Annotated in this window: 12 protein-coding genes and 1 tRNA gene; 11 read left to right on the top strand and 2 right to left on the bottom strand. The window is 60.4% G+C overall.

The features are described 5' to 3' along the window. The first annotated feature begins 2 nt into the window (after positions 1 to 2). From BMZ91_RS16070 to scpB, 6 genes are all read left to right on the top strand, one after another. Positions 3 to 629, top strand: coding sequence for a hypothetical protein (locus tag BMZ91_RS16070; RefSeq protein ID WP_092841077.1), 627 nt, complete (start codon positions 3 to 5; stop codon positions 627 to 629). Between the two features lie 75 nt (positions 630 to 704). Beyond that, on the top strand, positions 705 to 2,450 hold the full coding sequence (argS, locus tag BMZ91_RS16075; RefSeq protein WP_092841079.1) for an arginine--tRNA ligase: 1,746 nt from the start codon (positions 705 to 707) through the stop codon (positions 2,448 to 2,450). An 84-nt stretch (positions 2,451 to 2,534) separates the two neighbouring features. After that, positions 2,535 to 3,473, top strand: a complete 939-nt coding sequence (locus BMZ91_RS16080) for an SPOR domain-containing protein (RefSeq protein ID WP_092841081.1) — start codon at positions 2,535 to 2,537, stop codon at positions 3,471 to 3,473. Beyond that, positions 3,449 to 4,477, top strand: a complete 1,029-nt coding sequence (gene nagZ / locus BMZ91_RS16085) for a beta-N-acetylhexosaminidase (RefSeq protein ID WP_092841083.1) — start codon at positions 3,449 to 3,451, stop codon at positions 4,475 to 4,477. Before BMZ91_RS16080 ends, nagZ begins: the two co-directional genes overlap by 25 nt. Continuing rightward, the gene (locus BMZ91_RS16090) at positions 4,470 to 5,258 is read left to right on the top strand and encodes a segregation and condensation protein A (protein WP_092841203.1); all 789 of its coding nucleotides are present in this window, start codon (positions 4,470 to 4,472) and stop codon (positions 5,256 to 5,258) included. Before nagZ ends, BMZ91_RS16090 begins: the two co-directional genes overlap by 8 nt. A gap of 4 nt (positions 5,259 to 5,262) precedes the next feature. Beyond that, positions 5,263 to 5,925 carry an SMC-Scp complex subunit ScpB gene (gene scpB / locus BMZ91_RS16095; protein WP_092841085.1) on the top strand — a complete coding sequence of 221 codons (663 nt, stop codon included), beginning with the start codon at positions 5,263 to 5,265 and terminating at the stop codon, positions 5,923 to 5,925. Between the two features lie 206 nt (positions 5,926 to 6,131). Here scpB and BMZ91_RS16100 read toward each other — a convergent pair whose 3' ends face one another. Beyond that, positions 6,132 to 6,626, bottom strand: coding sequence for a Hint domain-containing protein (locus tag BMZ91_RS16100; RefSeq protein ID WP_092841087.1), 495 nt, complete (start codon positions 6,624 to 6,626; stop codon positions 6,132 to 6,134). Positions 6,627 to 6,779: 153 nt separating this feature from the next. On the opposite strand from BMZ91_RS16100, the gene BMZ91_RS16105 reads away from it, so the two are divergent. Beyond that, positions 6,780 to 6,863, top strand: a tRNA-Leu gene (locus tag BMZ91_RS16105). Positions 6,864 to 7,016: 153 nt separating this feature from the next. Then, entirely contained in the window at positions 7,017 to 7,274 is a 258-nt protein-coding gene (locus tag BMZ91_RS16110; protein WP_092841089.1) for a Nif11-like leader peptide family RiPP precursor, read from the top strand. A gap of 162 nt (positions 7,275 to 7,436) precedes the next feature. On the opposite strand, the gene BMZ91_RS16115 is transcribed toward BMZ91_RS16110, so the two are convergent. Further along, positions 7,437 to 10,634 (bottom strand): type 2 lanthipeptide synthetase LanM family protein, encoded by a 3,198-nt coding sequence (locus tag BMZ91_RS16115; RefSeq protein WP_092841091.1) that lies wholly within the window; start codon positions 10,632 to 10,634, stop codon positions 7,437 to 7,439. A 477-nt stretch (positions 10,635 to 11,111) separates the two neighbouring features. Between BMZ91_RS16115 and BMZ91_RS16120 the strand changes: the two genes are divergently transcribed. From BMZ91_RS16120 to urtC, 3 genes are all read left to right on the top strand, one after another. Further along, on the top strand, positions 11,112 to 12,356 hold the full coding sequence (locus tag BMZ91_RS16120; protein WP_092841205.1) for a transporter substrate-binding domain-containing protein: 1,245 nt from the start codon (positions 11,112 to 11,114) through the stop codon (positions 12,354 to 12,356). 84 nt (positions 12,357 to 12,440) lie between these two features. Next, entirely contained in the window at positions 12,441 to 13,310 is an 870-nt protein-coding gene (urtB, locus tag BMZ91_RS16125) for an urea ABC transporter permease subunit UrtB (protein WP_092841093.1), read from the top strand. An 11-nt stretch (positions 13,311 to 13,321) separates the two neighbouring features. After that, positions 13,322 to 14,422 carry an urea ABC transporter permease subunit UrtC gene (urtC, locus tag BMZ91_RS16130; RefSeq protein ID WP_092841095.1) on the top strand — a complete coding sequence of 367 codons (1,101 nt, stop codon included), beginning with the start codon at positions 13,322 to 13,324 and terminating at the stop codon, positions 14,420 to 14,422. Positions 14,423 to 14,424: the final 2 nt, after the last annotated feature.

Consider the following 14,424-nt stretch of genomic DNA (forward strand, 5'->3'; position numbering starts at 1 on the left):
GCGTGCAAGGCAATGCATCCGGCAAAACCGTTCTGATTGCGTCGGCGGGGTGCGCGGCAGGCCTTACTCTGGCGGGCGGTTTTGCCCGCGCCGGTGCGGGGGTGATCGCGATTGACCGGGATGAAGAGCGCAACATCGCGCTGGCCCGCCTGAATCCGGGCCGGATAGAAACCCTGCGGCTTGATGTTTTGCGCCCCCGCCAGTGCCAGGAATTGGGCGATATCTGGCAGGACACACCGATAGATCTTTTGATCCACCTTCAGGCGCTGCGCGATCCAACCCGGCTCGGCGCGGCGATCGCCAGTATCCCGGCGCTCACGCGCGCGCTTGCGCAGGGGTTGCGGTGCGGCAAGGGCAAGGTTCTGCTGGTCTATGACATGCCCGCAGGCAACGCCCCGGCCGAACACCATGCCTATCGCTCGGCCCTGGGGGATCTTGCCCCCCTGATGCAGGCTGAGATGGGCACGGGCTTTGCGATCAACGCGCTGCGTCTGGATAAATCCGATCCGAAGATGGCGCCGACGCGGCGCGCACCTGGCGCGCTTTTGCTGGCGGCGCTGTATCTTGATCGCGCCGGGGCGGGCGGGGCCTGTGGGTCGGTTCTGACGGTTTGCGCGCCCGGCGATTGATCCGGTGATTGATCCGGCGATTGACGCCCCGGCTGTCAGTGGTAAACCAGCGCGCAACGCAGCAAGGAACATCCGATGAATCTGTTTACCGATATCCGCAGCCTCGTGCTTGACACCCTGGCCCAGATGCAGACCGGGGGCAGCCTGCCCGAGGGGCTTGATCTGTCCAATGTCACGGTCGAGCCGCCGCGCGATCCGGCGCATGGCGACATGGCAACCAATGCGGCGATGGTTCTGGCCAAGCCTGCGGGCCTCAAACCGCGCGAGATTGCCGAGGCGCTTGCCGCGCTTCTGGCCAAGGACGCGCGCATCACCAGCGCCGAGGTGGCCGGGCCGGGTTTTTTGAACCTGCGGCTGGCGGTCTCGCTCTGGCATGATGTTGCCCGCGCAGCCCTTGGCACGGGCAAGGATTTTGGCCGCTCGAACATGGGGCAGGGCAAGCGCGTCAATGTCGAATACGTCAGCGCCAACCCCACCGGCCCGCTGCATGTGGGCCACACCCGTGGCGCGGTGTTTGGCGATGCTTTGGCAAGCCTGCTTGATTTCACCGGCCATGAGGTCACGCGCGAATATTACATCAACGATGGCGGTGCGCAGGTCGATGTGCTCGCGCGGTCGGTCTATCTGCGCTATCTTGAGGCGCATGGCACGGCGGTGGCTTTTCCCGATGGCACCTATCCCGGCGATTACCTGATCGAGGTCGGTCAGGCCCTCAAGGACAAGGTCGGCGCCGCCTATGTCGATCAGCCCGAAGAAGTCTGGCTTGACGAGGTGCGCAATTTCGGCACCGAGGCGATGATGGCGCTTATCCGCGCCGATCTTAAATCGCTTGGCGTGGAAATGGACGTGTTCTATTCCGAGAAATCGCTGTATGGCACCGGTCTGATCGAGGCGGCGCTTGCGGCGCTCGATGCCAAGGGGCTTATCTATGAGGGCGTGCTTGAGCCGCCCAAAGGCAAGCTTCCCGACGATTGGGAGCCGCGCGAACAGACGCTGTTCCGCTCCACCGCGCATGGCGATGACGTTGATCGCCCGGTCAAGAAATCCGATGGCGGCTGGACCTATTTCGCGCCTGATATTGCCTATCACTTTGACAAGGTCAACCGTGGCTTTGACATGCTGATCGACGTGCTTGGCGCCGATCATGGTGGCTATGTCAAACGGATGAAGGCCGCCGTCAGCGCCTTGTCGGACGGGCGCGTGCCGCTTGATATCAAACTCTGCCAACTGGTGAAGCTTTACAAGAATGGCGAGCCGTTCAAGATGTCCAAGCGGGCAGGGACCTTTGTCACCCTGCGCGATGTGGTCGATCTTGTGGGCGCCGATGTGACCCGCTTTGTGATGCTGACGCGCAAGAACGACGCGCCGCTTGATTTCGATTTCGACAAGGTGCTGGAACAGTCCAAGGACAATCCGGTGTTTTACGTGCAATACGCCAATGCGCGGGTCAATTCGGTGCTGCGCAAGGCCGCCGAGGCCGGGATTGACGTGAGCGATGCGGCCCTTGCGGCGGCGGATCTGTCGATCCTGACCCATGAGGCGGAATTGAACGTGGCCAGAAAGCTGGCTGAATGGCCGCGTCTTGTGGAAATTGCCGGGCGCACCAACGAGCCGCATCGCGTGGCGTTTTACCTCTATGATCTGGCCAGCGATCTGCACGCTTTGTGGAACCGTGGCCATGACGATGCCAGCCTGCGATTCCTGCAAGACGGTGATCCGGCCACGTCACAGGCGAAAATCGCCCTTGTGCGTGCCGTAACCGTTGTTATTTCCGCAGGTCTTGGTATTCTTGGTGTCACTCCGGCTGAAGAGATGCGGTAACAAATCGCACAGGCAGACGCCGGGGATGAGGCAGATCATCAACTCCCCGGCGGCTATGTATCGCCGGTGAAAAAGAGGCGGACCATGGCACAGATGCAGGATGCGCAGTATAATGCTGCGCCGGATCGGGCGAATGTCCTTGTTAAACTGACGAATTTTACGGGCGCGGCCTTGTCGCTTGCGCTGATTGTTGGCGTTGCGGGCTGGGGCTACAAACTTCTTGTGCGCGACGTCTCCGGTGTGCCGGTGGTGCGCGCCGCCGAAGGGCCGATGCGGGTGCAACCCGCCGATCCCGGCGGGAGCGCGGCCCAGCACCAGGGCTTGTCGGTGAACAATGTCGCCGCCGAAGGCACCGCTGCGGCCCCGGCTGACCGGCTTGTGCTGGCCCCGCCGCCGCTTGAGTTGACGCTTGAGGATGTGCCGTCGGCGACCGCCGCAGAGATAGAACAGGCCGAAGCGACACCCATGGCGGAGGCCGGGGAAAGCGATCCGACCGCACCACCGGAAACCGTGCAAAATGCCGCGATCAGCACTCTGGTCGAGCAGCTTACCGAAGGTGTACCGCCGATTTCCGGCCTGGAAGAGGCGCCCGCCGTCACGCCGGAACCCGAAGAAATTGCCGCACCGGCCCCCGTCAAAGGGGGTATAGGCACATCCCTGCGCCCACGTCTGCGCCCGGCGAAATTGACCAGCGTCCCCGAGGCGGTGGCCCTGGCCGTGGCCGCCGCGCAATCGGCCCCGGCCGCCGAAGTGAACCCCGACACGATCGCCGTCGGCACCCGCCTGGCGCAATTGGGCGCGTTTGATTCCCCCGAGGTGGCACGCGGCGAATGGGATCGTCTGTTGGTCAAGTTTGGTGTTTTCCTTGAGGGAAAACAACGTGTTATTCAGCGTGCTGAAAGTGGCGGACGCACCTTTTATCGGTTGCGGGCTATGGGCTTTGCCGATCTTGGCGAAGCGCGCCGGTTCTGTTCTGCGCTCGTGGCGGAACGCGCCGAATGCATCCCGGTGGTCACCCGGTGACACGCTTTGGCGCGACCATTCTGGATGCCGAAGGCCTGCGCCTGAGCACAGAGGAAAAGACGTTCTTTGCCGAGGCTGATCCGTTTGGCTTTATCCTGTTCGCGCGCAATATCGACAGCCCTGAACAGGTGCGCGCGCTTTGCGCCGAGATGCGCGACGCGGTCGGGCGCGCGGCCCCGATCACCATTGATCAGGAAGGCGGGCGCGTACAGCGCCTGCGCGCCCCGACCTGGCGCGATTGGCCCGCGCCGCTTGATCAGGTCAAGGCCGCAGGTGAACACGCCGAAGCGGTGATGTATCTGCGCTATCGCCTGATTGCGGATGAATTGCACAGCCTTGGCATCGACAGCAATTGCGCGCCTCTGGTCGATGTGGCCGGCCCCGCCACCCATCCGTTTTTGCAGAACCGCTGTTACGGATTTGACGCCGACACCGTCGCGCGCATCGGGCGGGCAGTGGCCAATGGCCTGCTTGATGGCGGTGTTCTGCCGGTGCTCAAGCATATCCCCGGCCATGGCCGCGCGCAGGTCGACAGCCATCTCGATTTGCCGATGGTGGATGCGCCCCATGACCTGTTGTCGCAAACCGATTTCGCGCCGTTTGCCGCGCTCAATGACCTGCCTTTGGGGATGACGGCGCATCTGGTCTATTCCGCGATTGATCCGCACCCCGCCACCACCTCGGCGCGGATGATGCGGCTGATCCGTGAAGAGATCGGCTTTGACGGGCTGATCATGACCGATGACATTTCGATGAAGGCGTTGCGCGGCTCGCTGACGGATCTGTCGCGCGCCTCGATCGAGGCGGGTTGTGACGTGATCCTGCATTGCAACGGCACTCTGGAGGAGCGCCGCGAGGTGGCCGAGGCCGCCGGGCGTATGACCGAGGTCGCGCAAAGCCGCGCAGAACGCGCCCTTGGCGCGCGCAAAACCCCCGACTCTGTTGACATTCCGGCCCTATCGGCAAAGCTTGACGCGCTGATAAACGGGCATGTGGATGACTGAGAACGACTTTAGCGACGCGGACAAGCCGAGCGAGGTGGCCGAACGGCTGGCCGCCGAGGCGCTGATCGTCGATGTCGACGGGTTTGAAGGCCCGCTTGATCTGTTGCTGACGCTGAGCCGCACCCAAAAGGTCGATCTGCGCAAGATTTCGGTGCTTGAACTGGCGCGGCAATATCTGACCTTCGTGGAAAAGGCCAAGGCGCTCCGACTTGAACTGGCGGCGGATTATTTGGTGATGGCGGCCTGGCTCGCCTTTCTGAAATCGCGGCTGTTGTTGCCGCCGGACCCGAACGAAGAGGGGCCATCGGGCGAAGAGCTTGCCGCGCATCTGGCGTTTCAGCTAGAGCGATTGCAGGCGATGCGCGATTGCGCCGCGCGCCTGATGGGGCGTGATCGCCTTGGGCGCGATTTCTTCGCCCGTGGCCTGCCCGAAGACGTGACCCGCCTGCGCCGCGTGACCTATTCCGCGACTCTTCTCGATCTGATGCAGGGCTATGCCCGCATCCGCACCCGCGACGAATTTCGCCCCTTCGTGATGGACCGCGATGCGATTTTCACCATGGAACAGGCGCTTGATCGGCTGCGCGGGTTGATCGGCTATGCGGGCACCTGGACCGATATTTCAACCTATCTGCCCGACGGGTTCACCACCGATCCCGCGCGGCGTCGTTCGGCCACCGCTTCGACCTTCGCGGCCTCGCTTGAACTGGTGAAAGAGGGGCGTGCCGAGCTTCGACAATCAGATGCATTCGCACCGATCGAGCTGCGCCGGAGAGATTAAGATCATGCCGCAAGATGATGTAAAAACAGAAGAAAGCCTGTTCGAGGCCCCGCCGATTGCCGAACAGGAGCGCATGGTCGAAGCGATCCTTTTCGCCAGTGCCGTGCCGGTGACCACCAAAGAGCTTGCGGCGAGGATGCCACATGGCTCTGACCCGGCCGAGGCGCTTGTCTATCTGCGCAAACGCTACGAGGGGCGCGGCGTGCGGGTGGTCAAGATCGGCGATGCCTGGGCGATGCGCACGGCGCCAGATCTTGGGTTCTTGATGAGCCGGGAAACCGTCGAGACCCGCAAGTTGTCGCGCGCGGCGATCGAGACATTGGCGATCATCGCCTATCACCAACCCGTCACCCGCGCCGAGATTGAGGAAATTCGCGGCGTCTCGGTGAGCCGGGGCACGGTCGATCAATTGCTTGAAATGGAATGGATCCGGTTCGGACGGCGCAAGATGACGCCGGGGCGACCGGTGACCTTTGTGGTGACACAGGAATTCCTCGATCACTTCGGCCTTGAATCGGCGCGCGATCTGCCAGGGCTTAAAGAGCTGCGCGCGGCCGGGCTTTTGGAGAACCGCCCGCCGCCGGGGCTTATGCCGCAAATGGGCGAGGGCGATGAAGACAGCGCCGAGGAAACCGCCGAGGGGCAGAACGAGTTGTTCGAGGATTGATCGCCGCCGCCAGGTGTTTGATCCCGGCTAGTGATGGTGCGACCCGCGGAACGACCACGGCTTTCCTCGAAGCCCTGATCAGTGCTGTTCCAAACAAGATCCATACCGTATTCACCGGCAGGGGCATCCGATTCAAGCTGCCGCTACGTTACAGAGCCGGACAGATTCAACCTCGGTTCAACCCATCAGATGCCGGGACTGAATATCTAGGCGGCTTTTGCCAGAGGGCGCAGTGTTTCGCTGGCCAGTTCGAGGCCATCCACGTAAAGCACATGCGTGCGATCAAACCCGAGAGTGTAAAGCGTCATCTCGCATTCCTCGATCAGGGTGACGAATTCGCCATCCACCAGCCGCGCGGCAGGCACCATCGCCTGGGTCGCCCCGAACAGCGCCTTGGCCCGCCAATCGCGCACCAGGATCTGTTGATCGGCCGGCAGGGTCACGTCACGCTCGGGCCGGGTATGGCCAAGTGATCCGGCCTTGATCCGCACGGCGCGGGTGGTGATGGTTCGCGTATCGACCCGCTTGACCACGGCCATGCCGCTATCGCGGGTGATCACCCGGTCGCCGGGGCGAATATCGCCGACGCGCTTTTCACCATCGAGTGTGAGAATGATGCTATCGGCCGCAAGGCCAGCTGGAGTCATGGGGGCCATGACGGCAATTGTGCCGTCCGAGCGCCCGACCGTTTTCGGTTTCATGGCGTTTCTCGCTTTGTTACTGCCTCAGTTTTGACACCATAATATGGCAAGAATGGGTTAATGTCCTGCCTTTTTTTTGCCTTACCAAGTTGATGCATCTGGCTCATTTTCCCCTCGCATCTGGTGAAAGGCTTTGCTAGATACCGCGCCAGTGCGGGTGTGGCGGAATTGGTAGACGCACCAGATTTAGGTTCTGGCGCCTTTGGCGTGGGGGTTCGAGTCCCTTCACCCGCACCATTTTCAGTTGACCTATTGTTTTGGCGACGTGAGGTTGGTTCCGGTGCGAGGGCACTGCGGCGCAATGCGCGATCCACCAGCGTTGGCGCCAGTGATGACATTGACCGTGAATTGTGGTAATCATTGCCCTATATTTCATGGAGACTCTTTAAAATGACCCAAATAACGCAAGATCAACTCAGCTCTTTCATTGATGCCGTAAAGGCAAATCCAGCCCTCAAGCAAAACCTCGTCGGGACCGACACGCTTGACTCTGTGGTCGTTGCCGCAAAGCAGATGGGATTTGATTTTTCCGCTGATGATTTGGTGAAAAAGGCACAGATGGAGGTTTCGGAATGGGAGTTGGAAGGCTGCTGCGCGAGTACCGGCACCGTCAAGACCGGGATCAGCTTGTGCAAGGACTGCGAGTGACAATCGGCTGACACGCCAGAAACGCCTGCACGCGCAGGGTGCTGTTCTTGCGGGGCATGACCGGGGGCTGTTCGCTATCAAAGGTGGCGCGTAACGATTGCCGCACCGCGCGGGTGCGGCGCGCTTGGCCCTCGGTGCCAGATCAAGTTATGAACAAACCTGTCACAGATCAGGCCAAAGCCCTGCACTGATGAGCTGTGAAACAGCAGCCCGGGATTGCCGGTCCTCAAGCAGGGCCAGACTCATTCCGCTCAACCCGGTGAAGAAACCCGGCAAGGTCAAACTTCCGTCATTGGTATCAAAACACCTCAAGGCGACAGGATCAGACATCGAACGCCGTAAGGCCGATTGGCGATGCGCGGCTGCGATCTCGATGCAATGGGACCGCAGGCCATGCTCGATCGGCCAGGGCCCAGTTGCAAGGGCGTCTAAAACAACCATCAGACCCAAGGTGCCACAACAAAGGTGATCTGCACGCAGGGATCGCTTTTCCACTGTGGTCTTCAAGGCAATCGCGATCTCCTCCGCACAGTGTTCATCCCAAAGCGCAGTGCCCCACAAGCAGGCGCGCCCCAGAGCGACGCCAGGGGCGCCATGGCACCACCCCACCATGAAATGCGGCGCATCGCCGTCTTTGCGAACCGATCGGAAGTCAGGCCAATTGCCATTTTCCGTGCTGAAATGCGCCCTTTCATAAGCCAGGGCTTTGGCGGCAGCGATACGAAATCGTGGCTCCTGCGTCATGCAATGCAGCCGTGCCAAAGCGGCGCTATATCCGGCGGTGCCATGGGAAAACCCCAGGAGCGGAGGGTGCTTTGACGGTGAATTCCATGCGCCATGCCCGCTTTGTCGCGCGATCAACTGATCACCAGCCAGGATTGCCATCTGAACGGCCTGCTCGGTGCCAAGTGTCAACAGCGGTCCGATTAAGCCCGCGCATCCGCCGATCACATCCAGTTGCCGGTCTGCCTCGATATATTTCGGCAGGGCCGCCGCGAGCAGCCTTTGTGCAATCCGCTGTTCTCCAAGCTGCACCAGAGCCAGCAGGATACCACCACAACCGCCCAACCCAAGCGGCTGATCCCGCCACCAACGTCTCTGGCCATCTGCGGTTGACTGATCAACCAGATCACGCAGCGGTTTCAGGATGGCTGCCGAAACGGTGTCTGCGTTGGCCACCGGGACCGACTGCGCCCGGAGCGTATGCAGCAAGCAGGCGACACCGATTGACCCGCTGTAGAGCGAAGGGCCCACGGGGCGATAGGAAAAGCTTTTGCCATCGATTCCCAGATCCAGTCCAAGCCATTCCACATCTCCGCGCGGGTCGCGGATCGACAACTCCATAAGCCTCTCGGCAATCCGTCTGACAGGTTCCCGGGCGTCCTGGAAAGATGCCTTTGACGCCAGAAGCGGGTCATCGACGTGTTCTGGACCGGCTGCGGCCTCTGTTTGTGACCGCCCCTGATGCGCCTCTACGGTTCCACGGATCAGGCGGAGTTGAAATTCAATCTCAGCCGCATCCAGGTTTAGCAGACGGTCACAGGCGGCTCTCAGGCCGCTTGTCCGAATAAAGCCGGGAAGACTTTGCCCCGTGGCGCCGAGTGTCAGGGCATGCCCATCGATTTTATGGGTGAAAAAAGGAATATCGAGCTGCTGCATTTGCTGCACCTCTGCCGCAAAAACAGGCCAGTGCAGGGGCCTGGTTTCCGCCAGCAGAAAACTGCGCGCCAGTTGTTCGAGTTTCATGGCCTGTGCGCAGGAAGACCGCAGGGCCGCAGGCTCCAGCTGTTGGCGCTGGATGGCAAAATAAACCCGTGTCGCGCGCAACACGATCCGGCGGGGCAAGTCCGCGAAAAGGGATAGCACCCCATCGGTTGCCAACCAACGCTCTCGCAGACCGCTCAGGGCATGGCATTGGGTCGAAAAACCGCCGGTGAAAGCATCCAGATGCCGACTGAAGGGGTTGGATTGACCGACACCCACCGGGAGGCTGGTGGGAACCTCGGCAAGGCGAGGGACGCGACCGGGCAGCATCCCGTCAGTGTTTAACCCCAGCCAGCCGTCAGCGAGTTTTTCAGCCTTGTCGGGCGGCGCGATGCCCAGGGCACTGATGTCCATTGGCTGGCGCGCGCCACCGACGAACATCCATTGCGGCATCAAACCGGACCGCAGTACCGAGCCGTCAAACCGCTTCCAGAGGTCCGATGGGATGGCGGCCTCGGGGTGAGAGGACGCCGCGCCGATATGATCGGGAAGCTCCGCTTCCAGCAGTGTTTCGGTATCAATCAAAAGCAACTGATCGCCACAGGCAATCAGGTTTTCATAGTGACAATCCGTGCATCCAAGAAGATGCAACAGGGCGGTCAGCCGTCCTGCGTTCGTATAGAAGCGATCAAGCTCGTCGTTATCGGCGCAGAAGCGATGCGGGACATATTCCATGTATCCATAGCCATCGCCGGTATGAATGACGAGCGTGCGCAGCGGCGCGAGGTCGCTATTGGCATTGAGATCGCACAACACCGCCTGATAGGCGGCATCCACCCCCATATCCTTGGGCTTGTAAACCAGATTGACTGGCGCCGCATCCGGCGCGGCAAAGCTCAGAACGGCCACCGCCCGCCCGCCATTGTGCGGATCGCTCAGCCCTTGTTTCACAGCGCTGAGCGGCAGGTCGGTCGGGACCGCGAATTTCGCGTTCAGAACGGCGCGGTCGGCGCAGATCCTCTGAAGCATTTCGATGCACCCCTGAAACCAAAGGGCATAGGCCGTGCCGACAAACCGGCCGAGCACGGGAAATTCGGCCAACAGTTCCGTCAGCCCATCGCGCCGATGTCGCCGGATGAAAGCCTCATAGTGGTCACGCGCGAGGGCACGGGATGCATCCTCTGCGGCACCGAGATGTGCCATCAACATCGCACCGGCACCGCGGTCAGCGCTGAAACTATCCCACAACACCTGATCTGCGATCGAACAGAGGCGGTCAAGCAGGGCGTCGGCAAGCTGGCCAAAGGCCAGGGGGGCGACTTCAAGGCGTCCGGTGCCTGATCGAAACGCATCCTCAAGATGCGCTACAGCGCGACAGCGGATTGGCCACCAAAGATCCACGAAGGGGCGATCCATACCATGTTCGACCGGAAGCAATGGCATGTCCCACGACGATCTGAGCGCTTCGGAACACTCCTGCAAGGCCTGCTGCCAGCCAATGGGTTCATCGTCGCGCGAGGTGGAAATCCCTTGCAGCCACGTTTCAAATTCGTCCTCTGTCAGGTTGTCCCAGGCAAGCCTGCGTTGCAATTTATGCGGCTCGTCAGGGGCAATAGCCTGCTTCCAGAGATCACTCCAATGCGCAGTTTGAGACAAAATGACGGTCTTTCAGCAAATTCATTTACCAGGCAAAGCCCGTTGCCTGATTTTAGAATGGCCGCAGCGCGGTCGCTTTGACAATAGCAAAGAATTCCGCCCCAACCTGCGGTCATTATCCTCCAGGGTCATGCCTGTTTCCCAGAGGCCTGTAGCAAAAGGGGCGGGTCGACAGCACATGCGCAGAGGCCTCGGCACATCGCGTCAATCCTGGGCTGCTCAGGCATAAGGTTTTCGGGGTAAGACTTTGGGTGTTTTTGGTTGGGCTGGTATGAGAAATTTTATAACTCACTGTTCTGAAATGAAAAAATTATCTTGCAATAATTTTATTCTCCGTGAAGGATTATATGGAGCTCAAATGCGAGTTCGAAATTTATAAGAGCAAAATAGCTCTCAATCGCAGTTCCGACTGTGATTGGGAGCTATTTTTTTTGCGTTCAAAAATGACGTGCTCATCAAAAAACAGGGAGAATGAAAATGAAGAGACGAGAATTTCTGGGGCATGCCGGCGCCTTCGGCACAATGGGGCTGGCCGGTGGGTTGTCCGTGCCGGCCCTGTTAAGTGGTGCCGGTCGCGCATATGCGGCGGGTGATGACATTCCGGTGGGGCTGCTGTTCTCACTTACCGGGGCCGTGGCCGTGGTGGAGCATACTCTGCACGATGCAGCCCTGATGGCGATTGACGAGATCAACGCGGCCGGCGGTGTCCATGGCAAACAGTTGCGCGCGATCATTGAAGATCCAGCTTCGGATCCGGCGACATATTCCGACCGCGCGCGGCGTCTGATGATACGCGACAAATGCGTCAGCGTGTTTGGATCCTATACCTCGGCCAGCCGTCAGGCGGTACTGCCGGTTACCGAGCAACGCGAAAACCTTTACTGGTATCCCACGCTCTATGAAGGGCGCGAATGCTCGCGCAACGTGATGTATGGCGGTGCGGTGCCCAACCAACAGCAAGATATTCTGCTGCCGTGGCTGGTCGAGAATTTCGGCAAGCGGATTTATATGATCGGCAACAACTACGTATATCCAAAAGAAGAAAACAACTATTGCCGCATCCTTCTGAACGAGCTGGGCGGCGAAGTCTTACATGAGGAATATGTGCCGCTGGGTCATTCGGATTTCAGTTCGGTGATCAACCGTATCCGTGCGCAAGAGCCGGATGTGATTTTCTCCACGCTCGTGGGCGACTCTGACGTGGCCTTTGCGCGTCAATATCGCGCGGCGGAACTCGATCCTGAAAAGATGCCGGTCTGTAGCCTGACCCGCTCCGAGGTCGAGGTGAAGGCGATCGGCGGCGATGCCGCCGCAGGCCACTTTTCTTCGGCGCCGTATTTCATGAGCAACGACACGCCCGAAAACCAGCGGTTCGTCGAGAACTATAAATCGCGGTATGGGGCCGACAGCGTGACCCACTTCGTCAGCGAGGCGGCCTATTTCCAAATCTATCAGTTCAAGGCCGCGCTTGAAAAGCTCGACCCGGCCAACCTTAGTCCGACCGCGATCCGCGATGCGGCGGTAGGCATGTCGATGATGGCCCCGCAGGGCGAAATTCTTATTGATCCGAACCTGCACACCCATCTGTGGCCCAAGGTCGGCCAGTGGCAATCTGATGGGCAGGCCAAGGTCATTCTGCAATCCGAAGGGCGGATCACACCAAAGCCTTATGCGGCCTATCCGGGGCAGGACTGTACTGGTGATGGGCTGGTCAAGTCCTGACCGCCGACCACTCTGCATCTGAAATCTGAAAAACCAACAGCGTCCGGCTCGCAGATCGAGCCGGACCAACGGAGGGGCTGTCCGATGGACGTAGTCTTTAATCAGGCCTTTGCCGGGCTAAGCATCGCGTCGATCCTGCTGATCATCGCGCTAGGTCTGGCCATTATTTACGGCACGATGGGCGTCATCAACCTGGCGCATGGCGAATTCGTGATGCTCGGGGCCTATGCAACCTGGGCGCTTCAGACCTATGCCGGGCTTGGCGTTGTCACCGCGCTGCCGCTGGTCTTTGTCGCCGTCGCTGCGGTCGGCTGGATCATAGAGAAAGTCATCGTGCAACGCCTCTATACCCGGCCGCTCGACACAATTCTGGCGACCTGGGGCATTGGGATCATCCTGCAACAGGCCGTCCGGCTTGGCGTGGGGGCGGACTCGCGGTTCGTGAGCGGGCCGCATTGGCTGTCGGGCAATATCGAGATTGGCGCTCTGGTGATGTCCAACTACCGTCTTTTCGTGATCGCCTTCTCGATCATGGTCCTTGGGGCCACATGGCTGCTGATGACCCGGACCGAATTCGGGATGAAGCTACGCGCGGTTATTCAAAATCGCGGCATTTCAGAATGCTACGGGATTGAGGCCAAGAATGTCTATTCCGTCACCTTCGCCTATGGCGCGGGGCTGGCGGGCATCGCGGGCGCACTTATCACGCCACTTTTCAGCACGATCCCGACGATGGGCACGGGGCTGGTGGTGGATGCTTTCCTGGTGGTGATCGTTGGTGGTCTGGGCAGCCTGATGGGCACAGCCGCAGCCGCGTTGCTGATCGGTGAGGTCACGGCACTGTTCTCGATCGTGATCAACGACACGCTTGGGCGGATCGCTGTTCTGGCCGGGATTATCCTGCTGATCCGGTTCCGTCCGCGCGGTCTTTTCCCTTCCGATATACGCCACTGAGGAGCGAGCGGATGAACACCAAACTATCATATGACATTATCGGGCTGACCCTCTTTGCCGGGGTGATCCTGTTCGGTGTGCCGGCCCTGTTCAGCTATGACGGCTTCGAGTTGAACACCTTTTCGCGCTACCTTAGCCTTGCCATCGTGTCGATGGCGCTGGCGCTGTCGTGGGGCACGACGGGCCTGTTGAACCTGGGGCAGGCGGCGACCTTCGGCATGGGCTCTTATGCCATGGCGATGCACCTCAAACTCAAGGCCAGCGGCGACGGCCTGCCGGATTTCATGGGCTGGAACAACGTCGAAACGCTGCCTTTGATCTGGGGCCCGTTTCAATCGCTGACCTTTACCTTGCTGGCCGGGCTTCTGATTCCGGCGGCGGTGGGCGGGCTGATCGCGATCTTCATGTTCCGCGCACGCATCGCCGGGGTCTTCGTGGCCATCATCACTCTGGCTTTTCTCGTGGCGTTCCAGTTGCTGGTGATCGAGCAACAGGGATTGACCGGCGGTCAGAACGGGCTGACCGGGCTGGCGCAGCTGGTTCTCTTCGGCTGGAAGATTGATATCTACAGCGTGTCTTTCTACTACATGGTCGGCGGGTGCCTTATGGCGGCCCTGATATTCGGCCTCTACCTCACGCATAGCAAATTCGGGCTGGTCCTGCGCGCCATCCGTGAGGATGCCGAGCGTACGCGGTATTTCGGCTATAACGTCGCCAACTATCAGACGGTCATTTTCTGCATATCGGCGGGGCTCGCCGGATGGGCGGGGATGCTCTATGCGTTGGTGCTGGAATTCGCATCGCCCACCTACATGAGCGTATCGTTCAGCCTTGCCATCGTCATCTGGTGCGCCGTCGGCGGGCGGGAATCCGTTCTCGCTGCCGCTGTCGGGGCGATCCTCGTGAACCTGGCCGAAGGGCGCCTGTCAGACGTTTTCGTCGAAGGCTGGCACATGATCCTCGGCGTGATGTTCCTAGTGGTAGTCATGTTCATGCCGCGCGGCATTTACGGCCTGCTCGTCGATGCGGGGCGCGCTTTGCGACGCAAACCCGCCTCGACCAAAGAGGCCCTGCCTTTCGACACCCCCCTCAATCCAAAGCAGGAGAGTTGAGC

This window comes from Roseovarius lutimaris (assembly GCF_900115165.1).
GTDB classification, from domain to species: domain Bacteria; phylum Pseudomonadota; class Alphaproteobacteria; order Rhodobacterales; family Rhodobacteraceae; genus Roseovarius; species Roseovarius lutimaris.

Bases quoted from the DNA above. Each gene is read 5' to 3' on its own strand.
- argS (WP_092841079.1), top strand. From the start codon at position 705: ATGAATCTGTTTACCGATATCCGCAGCCTCGTGCTTGACACCCTGGCC.
- BMZ91_RS16080 (WP_092841081.1), top strand. From the start codon at position 2,535: ATGGCACAGATGCAGGATGCGCAGTATAATGCTGCGCCGGATCGGGCG.
- nagZ (WP_092841083.1), top strand. From the start codon at position 3,449: ATGCATCCCGGTGGTCACCCGGTGACACGCTTTGGCGCGACCATTCTG.
- BMZ91_RS16090 (WP_092841203.1), top strand. From the start codon at position 4,470: ATGACTGAGAACGACTTTAGCGACGCGGACAAGCCGAGCGAGGTGGCC.
- scpB (WP_092841085.1), top strand. From the start codon at position 5,263: ATGCCGCAAGATGATGTAAAAACAGAAGAAAGCCTGTTCGAGGCCCCG.
- BMZ91_RS16100 (WP_092841087.1), bottom strand. From the start codon at position 6,626: ATGAAACCGAAAACGGTCGGGCGCTCGGACGGCACAATTGCCGTCATG.
- BMZ91_RS16110 (WP_092841089.1), top strand. From the start codon at position 7,017: ATGACCCAAATAACGCAAGATCAACTCAGCTCTTTCATTGATGCCGTA.
- BMZ91_RS16120 (WP_092841205.1), top strand. From the start codon at position 11,112: ATGAAGAGACGAGAATTTCTGGGGCATGCCGGCGCCTTCGGCACAATG.
- urtB (WP_092841093.1), top strand. From the start codon at position 12,441: ATGGACGTAGTCTTTAATCAGGCCTTTGCCGGGCTAAGCATCGCGTCG.
- urtC (WP_092841095.1), top strand. From the start codon at position 13,322: ATGAACACCAAACTATCATATGACATTATCGGGCTGACCCTCTTTGCC.